We start from the raw sequence: 18,376 nt of genomic DNA, 5'->3' as shown, positions 1-18,376 counted from the left end.
TCCCCTCTTCTATTTTGTTTTTAAATAGGGGTTGAAACAAAATTCTACTTCTATTTAAATACAAAATAAGGAGATCCTATCATGAATCTTTTGATTATGGGCTTACCTGGAGCAGGTAAGGGAACGCAAGCAGTTAAAATTGTGGAGCAATTCCACGTGGCACACATTTCAACTGGAGATATGTTCCGTGCTGCTATGGCAAATCAAACTGAAATGGGTGTACTTGCAAAGTCATATATTGACAAAGGTGAGTTGGTTCCAGATGAAGTTACAAATGGAATTGTTAAAGAACGCCTTTCTCAGGACGACATCAAAGAAACAGGTTTCTTGTTGGATGGTTACCCACGTACGATTGAACAAGCTCATGCCTTGGACAAAACATTGGCGGAACTTGGTATCGAACTAGAAGGCGTGATCAATATCGAAGTGAATCCAGATTGTCTCTTGGAACGTTTGAGTGGTCGTATCATCCACCGCGAAACAGGTGAAACCTTCCACAAAGTTTTCAACCCACCAGTTGACTATAAAGAGGAAGATTATTACCAACGTGAAGATGATAAACCTGAGACAGTGAAGCGTCGTTTGGATGTGAATATCGCCCAAGGTGAACCAATCATTGCTCACTACCGTGCCAAAGGATTGGTCCACGATATCGAAGGAAATCAAGATATCAATGATGTGTTCAAAGACATCGAAAAAGTATTGACAAATTTGAAATAAAGCGTTTTTCACACTTGCAAAAAATCGCTACAAATGTTATACTGAGATAGTCTGACTTATAATTGTTGTCTCTGTTTTCAGAGGCATCGAATCGAAATTTATGGAGGTGCTTTTGCGTGGCAAAAGACGATGTGATTGAAGTTGAAGGCAAAGTAGTCGATACAATGCCTAACGCAATGTTTACGGTTGAACTTGAAAATGGACATCAGATTTTAGCAACAGTTTCTGGTAAAATTCGTAAAAACTATATTCGTATTTTAGCGGGAGATCGTGTTACTGTCGAGATGAGTCCATATGACTTGACACGTGGACGTATCACTTACCGCTTTAAATAATCGAAAAACTTGGAGGGATAAGAAATGAAAGTAAGACCATCGGTCAAACCAATTTGCGAATACTGTAAAGTAATTCGTCGTAATGGTCGTGTTATGGTAATTTGCCCAGCAAATCCAAAACACAAACAACGTCAAGGATAAGATAGAAAGGAGAAAAAATGGCTCGTATTGCTGGAGTTGACATTCCAAATGACAAACGCGTAGTAATCTCATTGACTTACGTTTATGGTATCGGACTTGCAACATCTAAGAAAATTTTGGCTGCTGCTGGAATCTCAGAAGATGTTCGTGTACGTGACCTTACATCAGATCAAGAGGATGCTATCCGTCGTGAAGTGGATGCAATCAAAGTTGAAGGTGACCTTCGTCGTGAAGTAAACTTGAACATCAAACGTTTGATGGAAATCGGTTCTTACCGTGGTATTCGTCACCGTCGTGGACTTCCTGTCCGTGGACAAAACACTAAAAACAACGCTCGCACTCGTAAAGGTAAAGCTGTTGCGATTGCTGGTAAGAAAAAATAATATAGGAGGTAAAAGTCTTGGCTAAACCAACACGTAAACGTCGTGTGAAAAAGAATATCGAATCTGGTATTGCTCATATTCACGCTACATTTAATAACACTATTGTTATGATTACTGATGTGCATGGTAATGCAATTGCTTGGTCATCAGCTGGTGCTCTTGGTTTCAAAGGTTCTCGTAAATCTACACCATTCGCTGCTCAAATGGCTTCTGAAGCTGCTGCTAAATCTGCACAAGAACACGGTCTTAAATCAGTTGAAGTTACTGTAAAAGGTCCAGGTTCTGGTCGTGAGTCAGCTATTCGTGCGCTTGCTGCCGCTGGTCTTGAAGTAACAGCAATTCGTGATGTGACTCCAGTGCCACACAATGGTGCTCGTCCTCCAAAACGTCGCCGTGTATAATCATCGCATTACACTGCTTTTCGTTTAAGAGGGAGTAACTAAATGATTGAGTTTGAAAAACCAAATATAACAAAAATTGATGAAAATAAAGATTATGGCAAGTTTGTAATCGAACCACTTGAACGTGGCTACGGTACAACTCTTGGTAACTCTCTTCGTCGTGTACTACTAGCTTCTCTACCAGGAGCAGCAGTGACATCTATCAACATTGATGGTGTGTTACATGAGTTTGACACAGTTCCAGGTGTTCGTGAAGACGTGATGCAAATCATTCTGAACATTAAAGGGATTGCAGTGAAATCATACGTTGAAGACGAAAAAATCATTGAGCTTGACGTTGAAGGTCCTGCTGAAATTACAGCTGGAGATATTTTGACTGACAGTGATATTGAGATTGTAAATCCAGATCATTATCTCTTTACAATCGGTGAAGGTTCTTCTCTAAAGGCGACAATGACTGTTAACAGTGGTCGTGGATATGTGCCTGCTGATGAAAACAAAAAAGATAATGCGCCAGTTGGAACACTTGCTGTAGATTCTATTTATACACCAGTTACAAAAGTCAACTATCAAGTTGAACCTGCTCGTGTAGGTAGTAACGATGGTTTTGACAAATTAACCCTTGAAATCTTGACAAATGGAACAATTATTCCAGAAGATGCTTTAGGGCTTTCAGCACGTATCTTGACAGAACATCTTGATTTGTTTACAAATCTTACAGAGATTGCTAAATCTGCAGAAGTGATGAAAGAAGCTGATACTGAATCGGACGATCGTATTTTGGATCGGACGATTGAGGAACTGGACTTGTCTGTGCGTTCATACAACTGTTTGAAACGTGCCGGTATCAATACTGTGCATGATTTGACAGAAAAATCTGAAGCAGAGATGATGAAAGTACGAAATCTTGGACGCAAGAGTTTGGAAGAAGTGAAACTCAAACTCATTGACTTGGGTCTTGGATTAAAAGATAAATAAAGGAGGAATACATGGCTTACCGTAAACTAGGACGCACTAGCTCACAACGTAAAGCAATGCTTCGCGATTTGACAACTGACCTTTTGATCAACGAATCAATCGTGACAACTGAAGCTCGTGCTAAAGAAATCCGTAAAACTGTTGAAAAAATGATTACTCTAGGTAAACGTGGTGATTTGCATGCACGTCGTCAAGCAGCTGCTTTCGTACGTAATGAAATCGCATCTGAAAACTATGATGAAGCAACTGATAAGTACACTTCTACTACAGCACTTCAAAAATTGTTCTCAGAAATCGCACCTCGTTATGCTGAACGTAACGGTGGATACACTCGTATCCTTAAAACTGAGCCACGTCGTGGTGATGCTGCGCCAATGGCGATCATCGAATTAGTATAAAATCATCAATTTTGTTGAGTGTTATGATGATGGAGCCGTGTGCTCTTAGTCTAGCTCTGGTCTACCGCTGGGACTTTGGTCCTAGCGGGAACACTCATCATCATTTGATAGGGTAGACGCTTGTTTACGAAATTGTTTTTTGTTTAAGAACAACTTCGTAAGCAGGCGTTTTTTAGTATTTTTTTCGGAAATGTGCTATACTAAGGAAAAAGAAAATCAAAAACGTTCAGGTTTTCTAAAAATCGTAGAATGGGAGTCTAAAAATGAAGGCTATTATTACAGTGGTTGGCAAGGACAAGGCTGGTATTGTTGCAGGCGTGTCTACTAAGATTGCAGAGTTGGGGTTGAATATTGACGATATTTCTCAGACGGTGTTGGATGAATACTTTACCATGATGGCGGTCGTTTCTAGTGACGAAAAACAGGATTTCACTTATCTTCGAAATGAGTTTGAAACGTTCGGTCAGACCTTGAATGTCAAAATCAATATTCAAAGTGCGGCGATTTTTGACGCTATGTATAATATCTAGGAGGCGGCTATGGATATTAGACAAGTTACAGAAACCATTGCCATGATCGAGGAGCAGAACTTCGATATCAGAACCATCACCATGGGGATTTCCCTTTTGGACTGTATTGATCCTGACATCGAACGTGCTGCTGAAAAAATTTACCAAAAAATCACCACTAAAGCTGCAAATCTGGTGGCTGTTGGAGATGAAATTGCTGCAGAACTTGGGATTCCTATTGTCAATAAACGGGTATCAGTGACTCCGATTTCTTTAATTGGTGCTGCGACTGATGCGACAGACTATCTTGTTTTGGCAAAGGCTCTTGATAAGGCTGCCAAGGAGATTGGTGTTGACTTTATTGGTGGATTCTCAGCTTTGGTACAAAAAGGCTACCAAAAAGGAGATGAAATTCTCATCAATTCTATCCCACGCGCTCTAGCTGAGACAGACAAGGTTTGTTCGTCTGTTAACATTGGCTCAACTAAGTCAGGCATCAACATGACTGCGATCGCTGATATGGGACGTATCATCAAGGAAACAGCTGCGCTATCAGATATGGGTGCGGCCAAGTTGGTCGTATTTGCTAATGCTGTTGAGGACAATCCTTTTATGGCAGGGGCATTTCATGGTGTTGGCGAAGCAGATGTTATCATCAATGTCGGGGTTTCGGGTCCGGGTGTGGTCAAGCGTGCCTTGGAAAAAGTTCGTGGACAGAGCTTTGATGTAGTAGCGGAAACAGTCAAGAAAACGGCCTTCAAGATTACTCGTATCGGTCAGCTGGTTGGACAAATGGCGAGTGAACGCCTTGGTGTTGACTTTGGAATTGTCGACCTAAGCTTGGCACCTACTCCTGCAGTTGGTGATTCTGTGGCTCGTGTCCTTGAGGAAATGGGCCTAGAAACAGTTGGTACGCATGGGACAACGGCTGCCCTCGCTCTTTTGAATGACCAAGTTAAGAAGGGCGGAGTGATGGCTTGTAACCAAGTCGGTGGCTTGTCAGGTGCTTTTATCCCCGTTTCTGAAGATGAGGGGATGATTGCTGCGGTGCAAGATGGTTCTCTGAATTTAGAGAAACTAGAAGCCATGACGGCTATCTGTTCAGTTGGACTGGATATGATTGCCATTCCGGAAGATACGCCTGCTGAAACCATTGCAGCTATGATTGCGGATGAGGCGGCAATCGGTGTTATTAACATGAAAACAACGGCTGTCCGTATTATTCCAAAGGGCAAAGAAGGCGATATGATTGAGTTTGGTGGTTTGCTAGGGACAGCTCCAGTTATGAAGGTCAACGGAGCTTCGTCTGTTGATTTCATCTCTCGCGGTGGGCAAATCCCAGCTCCAATCCATAGTTTTAAAAATTAATAAAAAAGTGAGAGAATTTAAGTTGAGTTTAAGGATGACTGTGTATACTATAATCATTAAATAAAGACCTCCTAACTTTATTTAATAGAAATCCTAAACTTTTTCATAATAATCTCCTAGGGAAGCTACCGTGAGGGTAGCTTTTCTTGTGGCAAAATTTGGAGAAGGAGCTTTGCTTTTGAAAGCTAAATATTTCTTTGATCCATGATATAATAGAAGAAAATGGAGGATAGAAAATGTCTAAAGTAAGATTGTACTTAGTCCGTCATGGGAAAACCATGTTTAACACGATTGGACGTGCTCAAGGATGGAGTGATACGCCTCTGACTGCAGAAGGTGAGTTAGGAATTCATGAGTTGGGAATTGGCTTGAGAGAGTCTGGTTTGCAGTTTGACCGAGCTTATTCCAGTGACTCAGGGCGTACCATTCAGACCATGGGAATTATCCTAGAAGAACTGGGCTTGCAGGGGAAAATCCCTTACCGTATGGACAAGCGAATCCGTGAGTGGTGTTTTGGTAGTTTTGACGGGGCCTATGATGGGGACCTCTTTATGGGGGTCATTCCTCGTGTTTTCAAGGTGGATCATGTTCATCAGTTATCCTATGCAGAGCTAGCTGAAGGTTTGGTAGAGGTTGATACTGCTGGTTGGGCTGAAGGTTGGGAAAAACTTAGTGGCCGTATCAGAGAAGGTTTCGAGTCTATTGCCAAAGAAATGGAAGAACAAGGTGGCGGAAATGCCCTAGTTGTCAGCCACGGGATGACCATTGGTACGATGGTTTATCTCATCAATGGCATGCATCCGCATGGTCTAGATAATGGTAGTGTGACCATTCTAGAATACGAGAACGGTCAGTTTACTGTTGAAATCGTTGGTGACCGTAGCTATCGGGAACTGGGACGTGAGAAGATGGAAGAAAATTCTATTTAATCAGTCTAGACTTACTTTCTATGAACTAGGGATTTGATAAGAATATCAAGATAAGAAAAAACAGCCGAAGGTAATCCTTTCGGCTGTTTTTGATGGGGAAAACTAAAGTGTAATGCTGTTGCTTTTAGAGATTTTCATAAATAAGAGTAATGAACTCACGGTTAGAACAGTTAGGATAGTTGACAAGGCTGCCGCTACACCGTAATTCCCTCTGAGAACTTCTGTATAAATAGCTACAGTCATTGTTCTTGTTTTGACATTGTAGAGGAGGATAGAAGTAGAGAGTTCTGAAATCATTGTGACCCAAGATAGGATGGCTCCAGAAATAATACCAGATAGCATCATTGGAGTTGTAATCTTGGCAAAGGTATTGAGACGACTACTTCCTAAGCTTTCAGCGGCTTCTTCAATACTTGGGGCTATTTGTTGTAAGCTAGCAACAGATGAGCGAATCGTATAAGGGAGTCTTCGTACAGATAAGGAGACAATCAATATAAAAGCTGTTCCAGTAATCATCAGAAATCCGCTTCCAAAAAGACCAGTATTGAATGAAGAAATGAAGGCAATACCTAGGACAGTTCCTGGCACAATATAAGGTACCATACTAAGGCTATCAATTAAGTTTGTAAACAAGTTTCGTTTTCTAACAGCTAAGTAGGAGATAACTGTTGCAAATAAAACAACAAGAATTAAAGCAATTAAAGGAATGCGAATCGTATTAAAAATAGCAGACCCCATACGATTAAAGGCAATCTTGTAACTATTTAGAGAATAGCCTTTGACAAATACCATACCAGATGTTTTTAGGAAAGAAGTATAAATCAAGTAGACTTGAGGTAGAACAGAGAACAAGATAATTCCGTAGACTGTTGCATAAATAGCAGCCATTTTTCCTTTTGTAGTTTTTTTAGGTTCAATTGGATGGAGCGAATTCATGCTGAAACTGTAGCGATTTGAAATGTATTTTTGGATAAGGAAAATTGCTAAGGCAATGATAATCGCCATAATTGCTAAAGCAGATGCAAAAGCAGAATTTCCTCCAACCTCGCTAATAAATTGGGTATAAATCAGGACAGGGAAAGTCCTATATCCTTCACCAATCAACATAGGCGTTCCAAAGTCTGAGAATGCTCTCATAAATACAAGCAAGGCAGCAGCTAGTAAGGTTGGAACTAGGAGAGGTAAAACAACCGTTACGATACGTTTAAATCCGAAGGACCCCATGCTTTCAGCGGCTTCAAGTAGAGAATTGTCAATACTTTTCATTGTCCCAGCAACGTATAGAAATACCAGTGGGAATAGTTGCAGTGTAAAGACAAGTACAATTCCTTTGAATCCATAAATATCGATAGCTGGAAGATGAAGGGAATTTGTCAGAAATTTAGTGATAACCCCATTTCGTCCCAGCAAGAGAATCCATGAGTAGGCTCCCACGAAAGGAGCTGACATGGAAGCAATGATAATCAATATTTGTAGAAATTTCTTCCCCTTGAAGTCATACATAGAGAAGAGATAAGCTAATAAGGTTCCTACAACTAAGGAAGTGACAGTAGCGGTAATGGAAACCTTGAAACTGTTGACAAGTGTCTCAGAGTAATATGCTTTACTAAAGAAAGTAACAAAATTAGCTAGTGAGAATTGTCCTTCATGTATGAGTGCCTGCTTGAGAACAGTAACGATAGGATAAACGAGAAATACAAGGTAGGAAAGAAAGATGAAGAAAGAGGAGGCTGTCCAAATATTTAGTTTTTTACGTTCCATGGCTGACTCCTTTTATGAGATTGCGCGAACCGTCTTCAGAGAAGACATTGAGTTTTTGAGTATTGATTCTCAAACGAACACAATCTCCTTTTTCTAAATCTTCTTCGAATGTTGATTCTTCACTTACTTGAAGTTTTGGAGCAAATCCAGTTTCAATGAAGTATTCAGTGTTAAGACCAAGGTAAACACTGTCGGTGATTGTTCCATTGATTGGACCATTTTCATCACGGATAAATTCTTCAGGACGAATGCTAACACGGATGTTTTGCTCGTCAACTTGATCAAGAGTTGGCATACGAAGAGAATAGCCGTCTTCAAAGACTATGTAAGCTCCGTCAGCTTGTTTTTCTAGACGAGCAGGGATTATATTTGTTCTACCAATAAATGTTGCAACAAATTCATTAGCTGGTTTATGATAGAGTTCTTTTGGTCGGCCGATTTGTTGGATAACCCCATCTTTCATAACAGCAATTTGGTCTGAAATAGCCATAGCTTCTTCTTGGTCGTGGGTCACATAAACAGTTGTAATTCCCACTTCGTGTTGAATTTCTCGAATGGCTTGACGCATATCCAAGCGCAGTTTGGCATCCAGATTACTAAGTGGCTCGTCCATGAGGAGAACACTTGGATTAACAGCTAAGGCGCGTGCCAAGGCGACACGTTGTTGTTGTCCACCACTGAGTTTATCTGGCTTTCGATCCGCATATTGAGCAATTTGCATGAGTTCAAGATACTTATTGGTCTGTTGGATCAATTCTTCTTTGGGAACTTTCTTTTGCTTGAGACCAAAAGCAACATTATCTCGAACAGTCAAATGTGGAAAAATAGCGTAGTTTTGGAAAACCATTCCAATATTGCGTTTGCTGGGTTCCATATTATTGATTTTTGTATCATCGAAGTAAAATTCTCCGCCTTCGATACTGTTGAAACCTGCAATCATGCGAAGAAGGGTCGTTTTCCCACACCCTGAAGGTCCAAGAAGGGTAAAGAGACTCCCTTTTGGAATCGTAATGTTCAAATTCTCAATAACAGGGACATCGTGGTAGATTTTTTTGGCGTTAATAATTTTGATCTCACTCATAGTGAACCTCTTTTACTGTTTAGACTGGATATCTGTAAAGACTTCGTTGTATTTCTTAACGATATCTGATTTATTCTTGATAACATAATCATAATCTTCAGTGAGTGTTTTGATTTTGTCAATTGGTTTCATATTTTCGCTTGTTTTAGCATTTTTACGAACAGGACGGTTAGTAGTGGTTGTACCAAGGGTATCTTGTACTTCTTGAGAGATAATAAAATCGATAAATTTCTTAGCATTTTCCATGTTTTTAGCTTTTTTAACGATAGCAGCACTCGCTGGTAAGAAAACAGTTCCTTCTTTTGGATAGACTACCTTGATGTTAGCTCCATCATTTAAGAGTTTAACCGCTGGATCTTCATAAGAGAGACCAACAGCCATTTCTCCATCAGCTACTGCTTTATAGACACCAGATGAGCTTGAACCGATTTTACCGTCAATAAGTGTGAAGAGATCTTTTACATAAGACCAAGCTTTATCATCTTTGTAGCCACCTTGAGCTTGGAGCATATTTGTTAATTGAGCAAAGGCGCTAGAAGAGTTTGCTGGGTCAGCAGTTGCGATTTTTCCTTTTAGTTCAGGTTTGAGGAGGTCACTATATCCTTCAATGTTCATGCCTTTAGTTAAATCAGGGTTGATGATTAAAACACTACCATCTAGCGTATAAGGAGTAGAGTAGCCAGTTGTGTTTTGATATTCTTTGATAACATTATCATTTTCTTTTGAAGTATAGTTTTCAAAGAGTTCTCCGTGGGTAGCATATTGTGTATAAGAACCACCAAAGATGACATCGGCGACAGGAGCTTCTTTTTCTGACTCTAGTTTTTTGAAAAGTTCTCCAGTACCAGCTTGAATCAGTTCTACTTTGATACCATATTTTTCTTCAAAGGCAGGAATAGTTGCTCCAATTAAGCCCTCTGAGTTTGGTGAATAAACGACTAGCGAACCGCCGTCTCCTTTATCAGATGAACTGTCATCGGCAGATTCATTAGAAGAACAAGCAGCAAGACCAAAAAGAGCTAGTCCGCAAGCAGCATAATACATCCATTTCTTTTTCATGATGGATACCTCCGTTATGTTATTTAAGTTTATTTTAAAACAATGTAAGCGTTTTTAAAACTAATAATTCTATTCTATTAGAGTAAAATTCTCTACAAAAACGGAAGTAATCTTTTTGATTTTATAGTAGGGTTCGACAGTTAATAATTGAAAAGTCAAATTTTATTTTTTAGATTGGATATCTGTAAAAATGTCATTGTACTTTTTAAGAATAGTGGCTTTGTTTTTAATGATATAATCTGAATCTTCGGTGGCGATCTTGATTTCTGTCATAGCCTTCATATTTTTATTGGTTTTAGCATTTTTACGAATAGGTCGGATTGTAGTTTCGGTTCCTAGCTTATCTTGGATTTCTTGAGAAAGGAGGTAATCGATAAATTTCTTAGCATTATCCATGTGTTTGGCGTTTTTGACGATAGCAGCGTTACCAGGTAAAAAGACAGTACCTTCTTTTGGATAAATAACTTTTACATCAACTCCGTCGTTTAAGAGTTTTAAGGCAGGATCTTCATAGGTGAGTCCTACAGCCATTTCTCCATCGGCGACAGCTTTATAAACATTTGAAGAGCTAGATGCAATTTTTCCATCTACTAGGGTAAATAGATTTTTTACATAGGTCCAAGCTTGTTCATTTTCGTATCCACCTTGATCTACAAGCATGTTTGTTAATTGAGCAAAGGCACTAGAAGAATTACTTGGATCAGCAGTAGCAATTTTTCCTTTTAATTTAGGATTAAGTAAATCATTATAGCCTTCAATTTTAATATCTTTAGTTAAAGCTGAATTGACAATTAGAACACTGACATCCAGTGTATAAGGTGTGTAGAATCCTGTTTTATTCTGATATTCAGGGATAATTTGGTCGTTTTCTTGGGAGATATAGGGCTCAAAGAGTTTTTCGTTAGAAGAGAAGAGTGCGTAGGAACCTCCGAAAATGACATCGGCTACGGGAGCTTCTTTCTCAGCTTCTGCTTTCTTGAATAATTCACCAGTACTAGCTTGGACTAAGTCAACCTTGATGCCATATTTTTCTTCGAAGGCTGGGATTGTTTCTTCGATAAGATCTTCAGGGTTAGGCGAGTATACAACCAAAGTGTTATTCGAATCTGTTTCAGTGCTAGTTTCCGCTCCTATAGCTGAAGAACATCCTGATAAAGTAAGAAATATCCAACCACAAGAGAGAAAGAATAGTAGTTTTTTCATAAGAGTCTCCTTTTTTACGAACGTTTTTGCTCTACAACTTTTATAACGTTTATAATTTGTAGAGTCCTACAGAATATAATAAAAACCTTAAAGAAATCTAAAATAGAAAATAGGAATTAAGCTCCTAGAGTAAGGATGCGTGAACTGTGGATAGGATTTTGATGGTAAGTATAAAATAAAAAGATTGCTACAATAAAGTTAAGCAATCCTTTTACATCAATGATTTTTATCCATTAATTTTAATTCTTTTGGAGAAATATGGAGATACTTTTTAAAGACTTTGGCAAAATATTTATAGTCTGAAAATCCAACTTGTTCAGAGATATCGCTTAAGGGGGCATTGGGGGACTCGGCCATTTTATCTATAGCTTGCTTGAGGCGGTAGCGTAAGATATATTCATTTAGTGTCATGGGGAAGTCTTCTTTGATAACCTTATATAGATAACTTTCACTATATCCCAGCGATTCTGCTAGCTTACTAATAGTAAAATGTTCTGCATAGTGGTTGTGGACAAAGGAAATAATTTGCTGAATGATTTGATTTTGTGTATCAACTTGTTGGATAGAGGAGAGTAAAGTTTGATATTCTTCTAAAAAAGGAGTTTCTTGATAGGTGCTAACTTGTAATCGCAAAACAATGTTTTGAAGACATTCTGTCAATTCCTTTGTGTCAATTGGTTTGGATAAGAAATCAACTGCCCCATATTGCATGGCTTTTTTTGCATTTTGAAAATCGTTATAACCAGATAAGATAACTTTTTCATAAGAAAGGGTACGAGTGGCTTCGAACATCATAAAAGCATCCATAATTGGCATTGTGATGTCTGTTAAGACAATATGAGGTTCTTTTTCTTGGATGAGTTTCATTCCCTCTTGACCGTGACTGGCAGTTCCTACAACTTGGATGCCTAAGGCAGAGTAGTCTACGGCAATCTCTAGCCATTTTCGAATGAGGTGTTCATCTTCTACGATAATGAGCTTAAACATGAGTTAGTCCTTTCGTTACAAATTTGACCCAAGTTTCTCCTTGACGATTGACTCCTAAATCTAGCTGAACATCAGGAAAGAAATTGCTCAATCGTTTGTAGCTGTTAACAATGCCATGCTGGGTATGAGGGCTATCTAAAGAGTCTAAAATAGCGACTCGCTCTTGTTTTGTGAGTCCTCCGGCATTGTCCTTGACCCAAAAAGTCAGAGAATCTGCTTCCAAGGTAATTTGGATATCAATATGAAGATCAATACGGTATTGCATCCCATATTTTATAGCATTTTCTACTAAGGGAAGCAAGAAAAGTTTAGGGATAGGCTGATTATCGACAGTTTCTGGGCAGACAATATCATAGGAAAAGTGCTCGAAACGAATTTTATGAATAATAAGGTAATCCTTTATAATCTTTAAATCTTGACAAATGGTTGTTTCTTTTTCTAAATCGGTGATACTGTAGCGAAGAATGCGCGTGAGATTTTGGATTAGGTCTTGTGTGAGACTTGCATCCATTAAAGAAGTGATTTTAATCGTCTCAAGCGTATTGTAGAGAAAATGAGGATTGAACTGAGCTTCCAGCATTTTTCTTTCAAAAATCCACTTTTCTTTTTCGATGGTCAACATTTTCTGATGAAGTTGATCTAATTCATACAACATATTATTAATTTTTTCGGCCATAAATTCAAACTCATCACCTGTTTGTAGATAAAGCCTTTTTTCTGCTTGTTTGGGAATTTCTTGAAGTTGGTAAACTAAACTTTCAATAGGAACAGCGTTGTGTGTAGCAATCTTATGAGCAATTCGTCTTGCTTGCGAGAAGTAGAGGAAGAATATACATAAGGTGAGAATGGAGGCTAGGCCGAGTAAGCTAGGAATAGGAAAGAAGGATTGAAAAGTATAGATTGAAAAAATAGCACCGACTTTTTCTTTTTGAACAATAAGCGGTTCGTTCGCATACCAGTGGGTGCGAGAGTGTAGGAGTTTCTCATCAAATTTTTCAAGAGTGGAACGAGTAAATTGATTTGTATTGTTGGAAAACATATTTCCAAAGCTATCGGTAATGATGTATTTAGAATTTATCATTGGGAAACTTGAGATGAAATCATTCTCAGTTACGAAAGCAATAGTATAGGCTTTAACTCGTTGGTTTTGAAGTAGTGGTTTGATAAAGAGTGTGTAGTGTTGCTTGTCTGAAGAGAGTGCAATTTTTTCTGTAACTTTATCTTGAGAAGGATTTTGAATAAGCAGTTTTAGATAGTAGGGTGATAAAATACTTTCTTGGTGATTTCGGTTGGTACTAAATAGTAATTCACCTGTATCACTTAGGATAATGAGGTCAGAACTAAGTTTTAATTTAGCTTTTGTCTCGTAAAATAGGCTAAAGACTTCTCGCTCTGTGTGTTTGCCGTCCAAAAATCCAGGAATCATTTTATAGTTCATAGTGGCCAGGAGCTCATTATTTGCTTCTTTCATCTCTTGAACTTGTTTGACAATCTGTCTCGTGTCTTTGGAGAGTTGTTGCTTTTGTAAAAAATAGGAAAAACCAAAAAGTAAAATGAGTAGTAAAAGAGAGGTCACAAAGGCTGCGATAGAGCTTCTATGGAGGATTTCTTTTTGGAGAGATTTTTTAAAGGAATGAGACATCTGCTACCTCCTTGGAAGGGTTTTCTGTTATAAGTATAGCAGTATAAAAATTCTAGAGCAAGGTAAAATAGAAAAGTATAGAATAGAACGAGACCAAATTCCCCCAAAAATGGTATAATAGTAACATCATAAAATTGGAGAAATAGCATGAGTTTTTACAATCATAAAGAAATTGAGCCTAAGTGGCAGGGCTACTGGGCAGAACATCATACATTTAAGACAGGAACAGATGCATCAAAACCGAAGTTTTATGCTCTCGATATGTTCCCATATCCTTCAGGAGCTGGATTGCACGTAGGACACCCAGAAGGTTATACAGCGACTGATATCCTTAGCCGTTACAAACGTGCCCAAGGTTACAATGTCCTTCACCCAATGGGTTGGGATGCCTTTGGTTTGCCAGCTGAGCAATACGCTATGGATACGGGGAATGACCCGGCAGAATTTACAGCAGAAAACATTGCCAACTTCAAACGTCAAATCAATGCGCTTGGATTCTCTTACGACTGGGACCGTGAAGTCAACACAACAGATCCAAACTACTACAAATGGACGCAGTGGATTTTCACCAAGCTTTACGAAAAAGGCTTGGCCTATGAAGCGGAAGTGCCAGTAAACTGGGTTGAGGAACTAGGAACAGCCATTGCCAACGAAGAAGTGCTTCCTGATGGAACTTCTGAGCGTGGTGGCTATCCCGTTGTCCGCAAACCAATGCGCCAATGGATGCTCAAAATTACGGCCTATGCAGAGCGCTTGCTTAACGACTTGGATGAGTTGGATTGGCCAGAGTCTATCAAGGATATGCAACGTAACTGGATTGGGAAATCAACTGGTGCCAATGTAACCTTCAAAGTAAAAGGAACAGACAAGGAATTCACCGTCTTTACAACTCGTCCTGATACTCTTTTCGGTGCGACCTTCACAGTCTTGGCTCCTGAGCATGAACTAGTAGATGCCATCACAAGTCCAGAGCAAGCTGATGCAGTTGCAGACTACAAACACCAAGCTAGTCTCAAGTCTGACTTGGCTCGTACCGACCTTGCCAAGGAAAAAACTGGTGTTTGGACGGGTGCTTTTGCCATCAATCCTGTCAATGGCAAGGAAATCCCAATCTGGATTGCAGACTATGTTCTTGCTAGCTATGGTACAGGTGCGGTAATGGCTGTTCCTGCCCATGACCAACGTGACTGGGAATTTGCCAAACAATTTGGCCTACCAATCGTAGAAGTGCTAGAAGGTGGAAACGTTGAAGAAGCTGCCTATACTGAAGATGGTCTTCATGTCAATTCAGACTTCCTAGATGGCCTTAACAAAGAAGACGCTATTGCTAAAATTGTGGCTTGGTTGGAAGAGAAGGGTTGTGGACAAGAGAAGGTTACCTACCGTCTCCGCGACTGGCTCTTTAGCCGTCAACGTTACTGGGGTGAGCCAATCCCAATCATTCATTGGGAAGATGGGACTTCAACAGCTGTTCCTGAAAGTGAACTCCCACTTGTCTTGCCAGTCACCAAGGATATCCGTCCTTCAGGTACTGGGGAAAGCCCATTGGCTAACTTGACCGACTGGCTTGAAGTGACGCGTGAAGATGGTGTCAAAGGTCGTCGTGAAACAAACACTATGCCACAATGGGCAGGTTCAAGTTGGTACTATCTCCGCTATATCGACCCACACAACACAGAAAAATTGGCCGACGAGGATCTCCTCAAACAATGGTTGCCAGTGGATATCTACGTGGGTGGTGCGGAGCACGCTGTACTTCACTTGCTTTACGCTCGTTTCTGGCATAAATTCCTCTATGACCTCGGTGTTGTTCCGACTAAGGAGCCATTCCAAAAACTCTTTAACCAAGGAATGATTTTGGGAACAAGCTACCGTGACCACCGTGGAGCTCTTGTAGCGACTGATAAGGTTGAAAAACGTGACGGTTCTTTCTTCCATGTGGAAACAGGAGAAGAGTTGGAGCAAGCACCAGCCAAGATGTCTAAATCGCTCAAGAACGTTGTCAACCCAGACGATGTGGTGGAACAATATGGTGCTGATACCCTTCGTGTTTATGAAATGTTCATGGGGCCACTTGACGCTTCCATCGCTTGGTCAGAAGAAGGTCTGGAAGGAAGCCGTAAATTCCTTGACCGTGTTTACCGTTTGATCACAAGTAAAGAAATCGCTGCGGAAAATAATGGCGCTCTTGACAAGGTCTACAATGAAACAGTTAAATCTGTTACTGAGCAAATCGAATCCATGAAATTCAACACAGCCATTGCCCAACTTATGGTCTTTGTCAACGCTGCTAATAAGGAAGACAAACTCTATGTGGACTACGCCAAAGGCTTTATCCAATTGATTGCCCCATTTGCACCTCACTTGGCAGAAGAACTCTGGCAAACTGTTGCTGCAACAGGTGAGTCCATCTCTTATGTAGCTTGGCCAACTTGGGACGAAAGCAAATTGGTTGAAGACGAAATCGAAATCGTCATCCAAATCAAAGGAAAAGTCCGTGCCAAACTCATGGTCGCTAAAGACCTATCACGTGAAGAATTGCAAGAAATTGCTCTAGCGGATGAAAAAGTCAAAGCAGAGATTGACGGTAAGGAAATCGTGAAAGTGATTGCGGTACCTAACAAGCTCGTTAATATCGTTGTTAAATAACGAGTTTATTAGCCCTATCTGCCACCTTCAATAGTCCACTGGACTATTGACGCCAACCAAACTTGTTAATATCGTTATTAAATAAGAAATGAATCCTTCAGAGTTCAGCTCTGGAGGATTTTTTGAATTTTTTCATGAAAGTATGATATACTATGTGCAATTATAAAGTTTGAAAAGTGAATCAAGGAGAAAACAATGCCAGTAAACGAATATGGTCAGATGATTGGTGAGTTAATGGAAGGTTATACTCCAGGAGAATTGCCTTCCATTGATTTCTTAGAAGGGCGCTACGCTCGGATAGAGACTCTTTCGGTGGAAAAGCATGCGGAGGATCTGCTAGCTGTTTATGGTCCTGATACGCCTCGTGAGATGTGGACCTACCTTTTTCAGGAACCAGTGGCAGATATGGAGGAACTGGTTACTATCTTAAATCAGATGTTGGCTCGTAAGGACCGTTTTTACTATGCGATTATAGACAAGGCAACTGGTAAGGCTTTGGGAACTTTTTCTCTCATGCGTATTGACCAGAATAACCGAGTAATAGAAGTGGGTGCCGTCACTTTTTCTCCTGCTCTTAAGGGTACGAGGATAGGGACAGAAGCCCAGTATCTCCTGGCACGGTATGTTTTTGAGGAGCTTAACTATCGTCGCTACGAGTGGAAATGTGATGCTCTAAATCTCCCATCCAGACGAGCTGCGGAGCGTTTGGGCTTTGTTTATGAAGGAACCTTCCGCCAGGCAGTTGTTTATAAGGGGCGCACGAGGGATACGGATTGGTTGTCTATGATTGATAAGGACTGGCCTCAAGTCAAAGCTCGTTTAGAAACATGGTTGGCTCCTGAAAATTTTGATAAAAATGGACGGCAGTACAAGAGCTTGAGAGAATTCTGAGAGGTATTGAGATGATGACTATTAGAAGGCAAGAAATTGTCAAGCTAGAGGATGTTTTGCATCTCTATCAGGCAGTTGGATGGACAAATTATACCCATCAACCTCAGATGCTGGAGAAGGCCTTATCTCACTCCTTAGCGATTTATCTGGCACTTGATGGCGATGCCGTGGTGGGCTTGGTCCGTTTGGTCGGAGATGGTTTCTCATCGATTTTTGTCCAGGATTTGATCGTTTTGCCTAGCTATCAGCGCCAAGGGATTGGTAGCGACTTGATGAAAGAGGCTTTAGGTGACTTCAAAGATGCCTATCAAGTCCAACTAGTGACCGAACAGACAGAAAAAACCTTGGGATTCTATCGATCTCTGGGATTTGAAACCTTATCTACTTATGACTGTACAGGAATGATTTGGGTGGATCGAAAAAGATAAAAAATTTATTTTTTCTTAAGTAAAGTTTAAGTCTCCTTGTGTATTATATAGTTATTAAATAAAGACCTCCTAATACTCTTCGAAAATCTCATCAATCTTCGTTAGAGTCGACTTAGCTAACTATAGTTATGCTTGCGTCTATCTGCCTGGTGTGATTTCGATTTTCATTGAGTACCCTTTATTTAATGAAATCCCAAACTTTTCTTTTTCATCATAATCTCCTAAAGAAGTCACCCAATCAGGTGGCTTTTTTATGACTTGGGGAGGAAAAATCCATTTTGAAAAAAATTTTTTAAAAAAAGATAAATCAAAGAAAAAGTTAAGTTAGCTTTAAGATTCATCTTGTATTATATAACCATTAAATAAAGACCTCCTAATACTCTTCGAAAATCTCACCATACTTCGTTAGAGTCGACTTAGCTAACTATAGTTATACTTGCGTCTATCTGCCTAGTCTGATTTCGATTTTCATTGAGTACCCTTTATTTAATGAAATCCTAAACTTTTCTTTTT

At 39.8% G+C, this 18,376-nt stretch carries 19 protein-coding genes; 13 read left to right on the top strand and 6 right to left on the bottom strand.

Annotated features, from left to right (window positions below):
* Positions 1–81 precede the first annotated feature (81 nt).
* The 10 genes from I2H52_RS06750 (at position 82) to I2H52_RS06705 (ending at position 6,162) form a co-directional block, all read left to right on the top strand.
* Positions 82–720: an adenylate kinase gene (locus I2H52_RS06750; RefSeq protein ID WP_195594822.1), complete on the top strand. Its 639-nt coding sequence runs from the start codon at positions 82–84 to the stop codon at positions 718–720.
* Between the two features lie 116 nt (positions 721–836).
* Positions 837–1,055: a translation initiation factor IF-1 gene (gene infA, locus I2H52_RS06745; RefSeq protein WP_001029883.1), complete on the top strand. Its 219-nt coding sequence runs from the start codon at positions 837–839 to the stop codon at positions 1,053–1,055.
* 24 nt (positions 1,056–1,079) lie between these two features.
* Positions 1,080–1,196 carry a 50S ribosomal protein L36 gene (rpmJ, locus tag I2H52_RS06740; protein ID WP_001808836.1) on the top strand — a complete coding sequence of 39 codons (117 nt, stop codon included), beginning with the start codon at positions 1,080–1,082 and terminating at the stop codon, positions 1,194–1,196.
* Between the two features lie 17 nt (positions 1,197–1,213).
* On the top strand, positions 1,214–1,579 hold the full coding sequence (gene rpsM, locus I2H52_RS06735; protein ID WP_000090781.1) for a 30S ribosomal protein S13: 366 nt from the start codon (positions 1,214–1,216) through the stop codon (positions 1,577–1,579).
* Positions 1,580–1,596: 17 nt separating this feature from the next.
* The gene (gene rpsK, locus I2H52_RS06730; protein WP_001118385.1) at positions 1,597–1,980 is read left to right on the top strand and encodes a 30S ribosomal protein S11; all 384 of its coding nucleotides are present in this window, start codon (positions 1,597–1,599) and stop codon (positions 1,978–1,980) included.
* Between the two features lie 42 nt (positions 1,981–2,022).
* Complete coding sequence (locus I2H52_RS06725) at positions 2,023–2,958, top strand: DNA-directed RNA polymerase subunit alpha (RefSeq protein WP_000568983.1); 936 nt, start codon at positions 2,023–2,025, stop codon at positions 2,956–2,958.
* An 11-nt stretch (positions 2,959–2,969) separates the two neighbouring features.
* Positions 2,970–3,356, top strand: a complete 387-nt coding sequence (rplQ, locus tag I2H52_RS06720) for a 50S ribosomal protein L17 (protein ID WP_000331493.1) — start codon at positions 2,970–2,972, stop codon at positions 3,354–3,356.
* 263 nt (positions 3,357–3,619) lie between these two features.
* Complete coding sequence (locus I2H52_RS06715) at positions 3,620–3,886, top strand: ACT domain-containing protein (RefSeq protein WP_000644111.1); 267 nt, start codon at positions 3,620–3,622, stop codon at positions 3,884–3,886.
* Positions 3,887–3,895: 9 nt separating this feature from the next.
* Complete coding sequence (locus I2H52_RS06710) at positions 3,896–5,233, top strand: PFL family protein (RefSeq protein ID WP_061588603.1); 1,338 nt, start codon at positions 3,896–3,898, stop codon at positions 5,231–5,233.
* Between the two features lie 236 nt (positions 5,234–5,469).
* Positions 5,470–6,162 carry a histidine phosphatase family protein gene (locus I2H52_RS06705; RefSeq protein WP_061588604.1) on the top strand — a complete coding sequence of 231 codons (693 nt, stop codon included), beginning with the start codon at positions 5,470–5,472 and terminating at the stop codon, positions 6,160–6,162.
* Positions 6,163–6,264: 102 nt separating this feature from the next.
* Here I2H52_RS06705 and I2H52_RS06700 read toward each other — a convergent pair whose 3' ends face one another.
* The 6 genes from I2H52_RS06700 to I2H52_RS06675 all read right to left on the bottom strand — a co-directional run bounded on the left by I2H52_RS06700 (position 6,265) and on the right by I2H52_RS06675 (position 13,895).
* A complete protein-coding gene (locus I2H52_RS06700) occupies positions 6,265–7,923 on the bottom strand; it encodes an ABC transporter permease (RefSeq protein WP_007520796.1) in 1,659 nt (552 codons plus the stop codon).
* Complete coding sequence (locus I2H52_RS06695) at positions 7,913–9,004, bottom strand: ABC transporter ATP-binding protein (RefSeq protein WP_061588605.1); 1,092 nt, start codon at positions 9,002–9,004, stop codon at positions 7,913–7,915. The genes I2H52_RS06700 and I2H52_RS06695 overlap by 11 nt, the downstream gene beginning before the upstream one ends.
* 12 nt (positions 9,005–9,016) lie before the next feature.
* Positions 9,017–10,063, bottom strand: a complete 1,047-nt coding sequence (locus I2H52_RS06690; RefSeq protein ID WP_007520793.1) for an ABC transporter substrate-binding protein — start codon at positions 10,061–10,063, stop codon at positions 9,017–9,019.
* Positions 10,064–10,225: 162 nt separating this feature from the next.
* Entirely contained in the window at positions 10,226–11,266 is a 1,041-nt protein-coding gene (locus tag I2H52_RS06685) for an ABC transporter substrate-binding protein (protein ID WP_007520792.1), read from the bottom strand.
* A 216-nt stretch (positions 11,267–11,482) separates the two neighbouring features.
* On the bottom strand, positions 11,483–12,253 hold the full coding sequence (locus tag I2H52_RS06680) for a response regulator transcription factor (protein WP_021164622.1): 771 nt from the start codon (positions 12,251–12,253) through the stop codon (positions 11,483–11,485).
* Positions 12,246–13,895: a sensor histidine kinase gene (locus I2H52_RS06675; protein ID WP_195594820.1), complete on the bottom strand. Its 1,650-nt coding sequence runs from the start codon at positions 13,893–13,895 to the stop codon at positions 12,246–12,248. The genes I2H52_RS06680 and I2H52_RS06675 overlap by 8 nt, the downstream gene beginning before the upstream one ends.
* 147 nt (positions 13,896–14,042) lie before the next feature.
* Between I2H52_RS06675 and leuS the strand changes: the two genes are divergently transcribed.
* From leuS to I2H52_RS06660, 3 genes are all read left to right on the top strand, one after another.
* Entirely contained in the window at positions 14,043–16,544 is a 2,502-nt protein-coding gene (gene leuS / locus I2H52_RS06670; RefSeq protein WP_070656868.1) for a leucine--tRNA ligase, read from the top strand.
* A 195-nt stretch (positions 16,545–16,739) separates the two neighbouring features.
* The gene (locus I2H52_RS06665) at positions 16,740–17,435 is read left to right on the top strand and encodes a GNAT family N-acetyltransferase (protein WP_195594818.1); all 696 of its coding nucleotides are present in this window, start codon (positions 16,740–16,742) and stop codon (positions 17,433–17,435) included.
* 11 nt (positions 17,436–17,446) lie between these two features.
* On the top strand, positions 17,447–17,863 hold the full coding sequence (locus I2H52_RS06660; RefSeq protein WP_195594816.1) for a GNAT family N-acetyltransferase: 417 nt from the start codon (positions 17,447–17,449) through the stop codon (positions 17,861–17,863).
* The last annotated feature ends 513 nt before the right edge of the window (positions 17,864–18,376 follow it).

The sequence above is a fragment of the Streptococcus oralis genome, from assembly GCF_015561235.1.
In the GTDB taxonomy this organism is placed as follows: domain Bacteria; phylum Bacillota; class Bacilli; order Lactobacillales; family Streptococcaceae; genus Streptococcus; species Streptococcus oralis_BK.
The sequence above is the reverse complement of the archived record's forward strand: the minus strand, read 5'-3'. Positions and strand labels throughout refer to the sequence as shown.

Bases quoted from the DNA above. Each gene is read 5' to 3' on its own strand.
- I2H52_RS06695 (WP_061588605.1), bottom strand. From the start codon at position 9,004: ATGAGTGAGATCAAAATTATTAACGCCAAAAAAATCTACCACGATGTC.
- rpmJ (WP_001808836.1), top strand. From the start codon at position 1,080: ATGAAAGTAAGACCATCGGTCAAACCAATTTGCGAATACTGTAAAGTA.
- I2H52_RS06710 (WP_061588603.1), top strand. From the start codon at position 3,896: ATGGATATTAGACAAGTTACAGAAACCATTGCCATGATCGAGGAGCAG.
- I2H52_RS06715 (WP_000644111.1), top strand. From the start codon at position 3,620: ATGAAGGCTATTATTACAGTGGTTGGCAAGGACAAGGCTGGTATTGTT.
- I2H52_RS06675 (WP_195594820.1), bottom strand. From the start codon at position 13,895: ATGTCTCATTCCTTTAAAAAATCTCTCCAAAAAGAAATCCTCCATAGA.
- I2H52_RS06750 (WP_195594822.1), top strand. From the start codon at position 82: ATGAATCTTTTGATTATGGGCTTACCTGGAGCAGGTAAGGGAACGCAA.
- I2H52_RS06665 (WP_195594818.1), top strand. From the start codon at position 16,740: ATGCCAGTAAACGAATATGGTCAGATGATTGGTGAGTTAATGGAAGGT.
- I2H52_RS06690 (WP_007520793.1), bottom strand. From the start codon at position 10,063: ATGAAAAAGAAATGGATGTATTATGCTGCTTGCGGACTAGCTCTTTTT.
- rplQ (WP_000331493.1), top strand. From the start codon at position 2,970: ATGGCTTACCGTAAACTAGGACGCACTAGCTCACAACGTAAAGCAATG.
- I2H52_RS06725 (WP_000568983.1), top strand. From the start codon at position 2,023: ATGATTGAGTTTGAAAAACCAAATATAACAAAAATTGATGAAAATAAA.
- I2H52_RS06705 (WP_061588604.1), top strand. From the start codon at position 5,470: ATGTCTAAAGTAAGATTGTACTTAGTCCGTCATGGGAAAACCATGTTT.
- I2H52_RS06680 (WP_021164622.1), bottom strand. From the start codon at position 12,253: ATGTTTAAGCTCATTATCGTAGAAGATGAACACCTCATTCGAAAATGG.
- I2H52_RS06660 (WP_195594816.1), top strand. From the start codon at position 17,447: ATGATGACTATTAGAAGGCAAGAAATTGTCAAGCTAGAGGATGTTTTG.
- I2H52_RS06700 (WP_007520796.1), bottom strand. From the start codon at position 7,923: ATGGAACGTAAAAAACTAAATATTTGGACAGCCTCCTCTTTCTTCATC.
- I2H52_RS06685 (WP_007520792.1), bottom strand. From the start codon at position 11,266: ATGAAAAAACTACTATTCTTTCTCTCTTGTGGTTGGATATTTCTTACT.
- leuS (WP_070656868.1), top strand. From the start codon at position 14,043: ATGAGTTTTTACAATCATAAAGAAATTGAGCCTAAGTGGCAGGGCTAC.
- rpsM (WP_000090781.1), top strand. From the start codon at position 1,214: ATGGCTCGTATTGCTGGAGTTGACATTCCAAATGACAAACGCGTAGTA.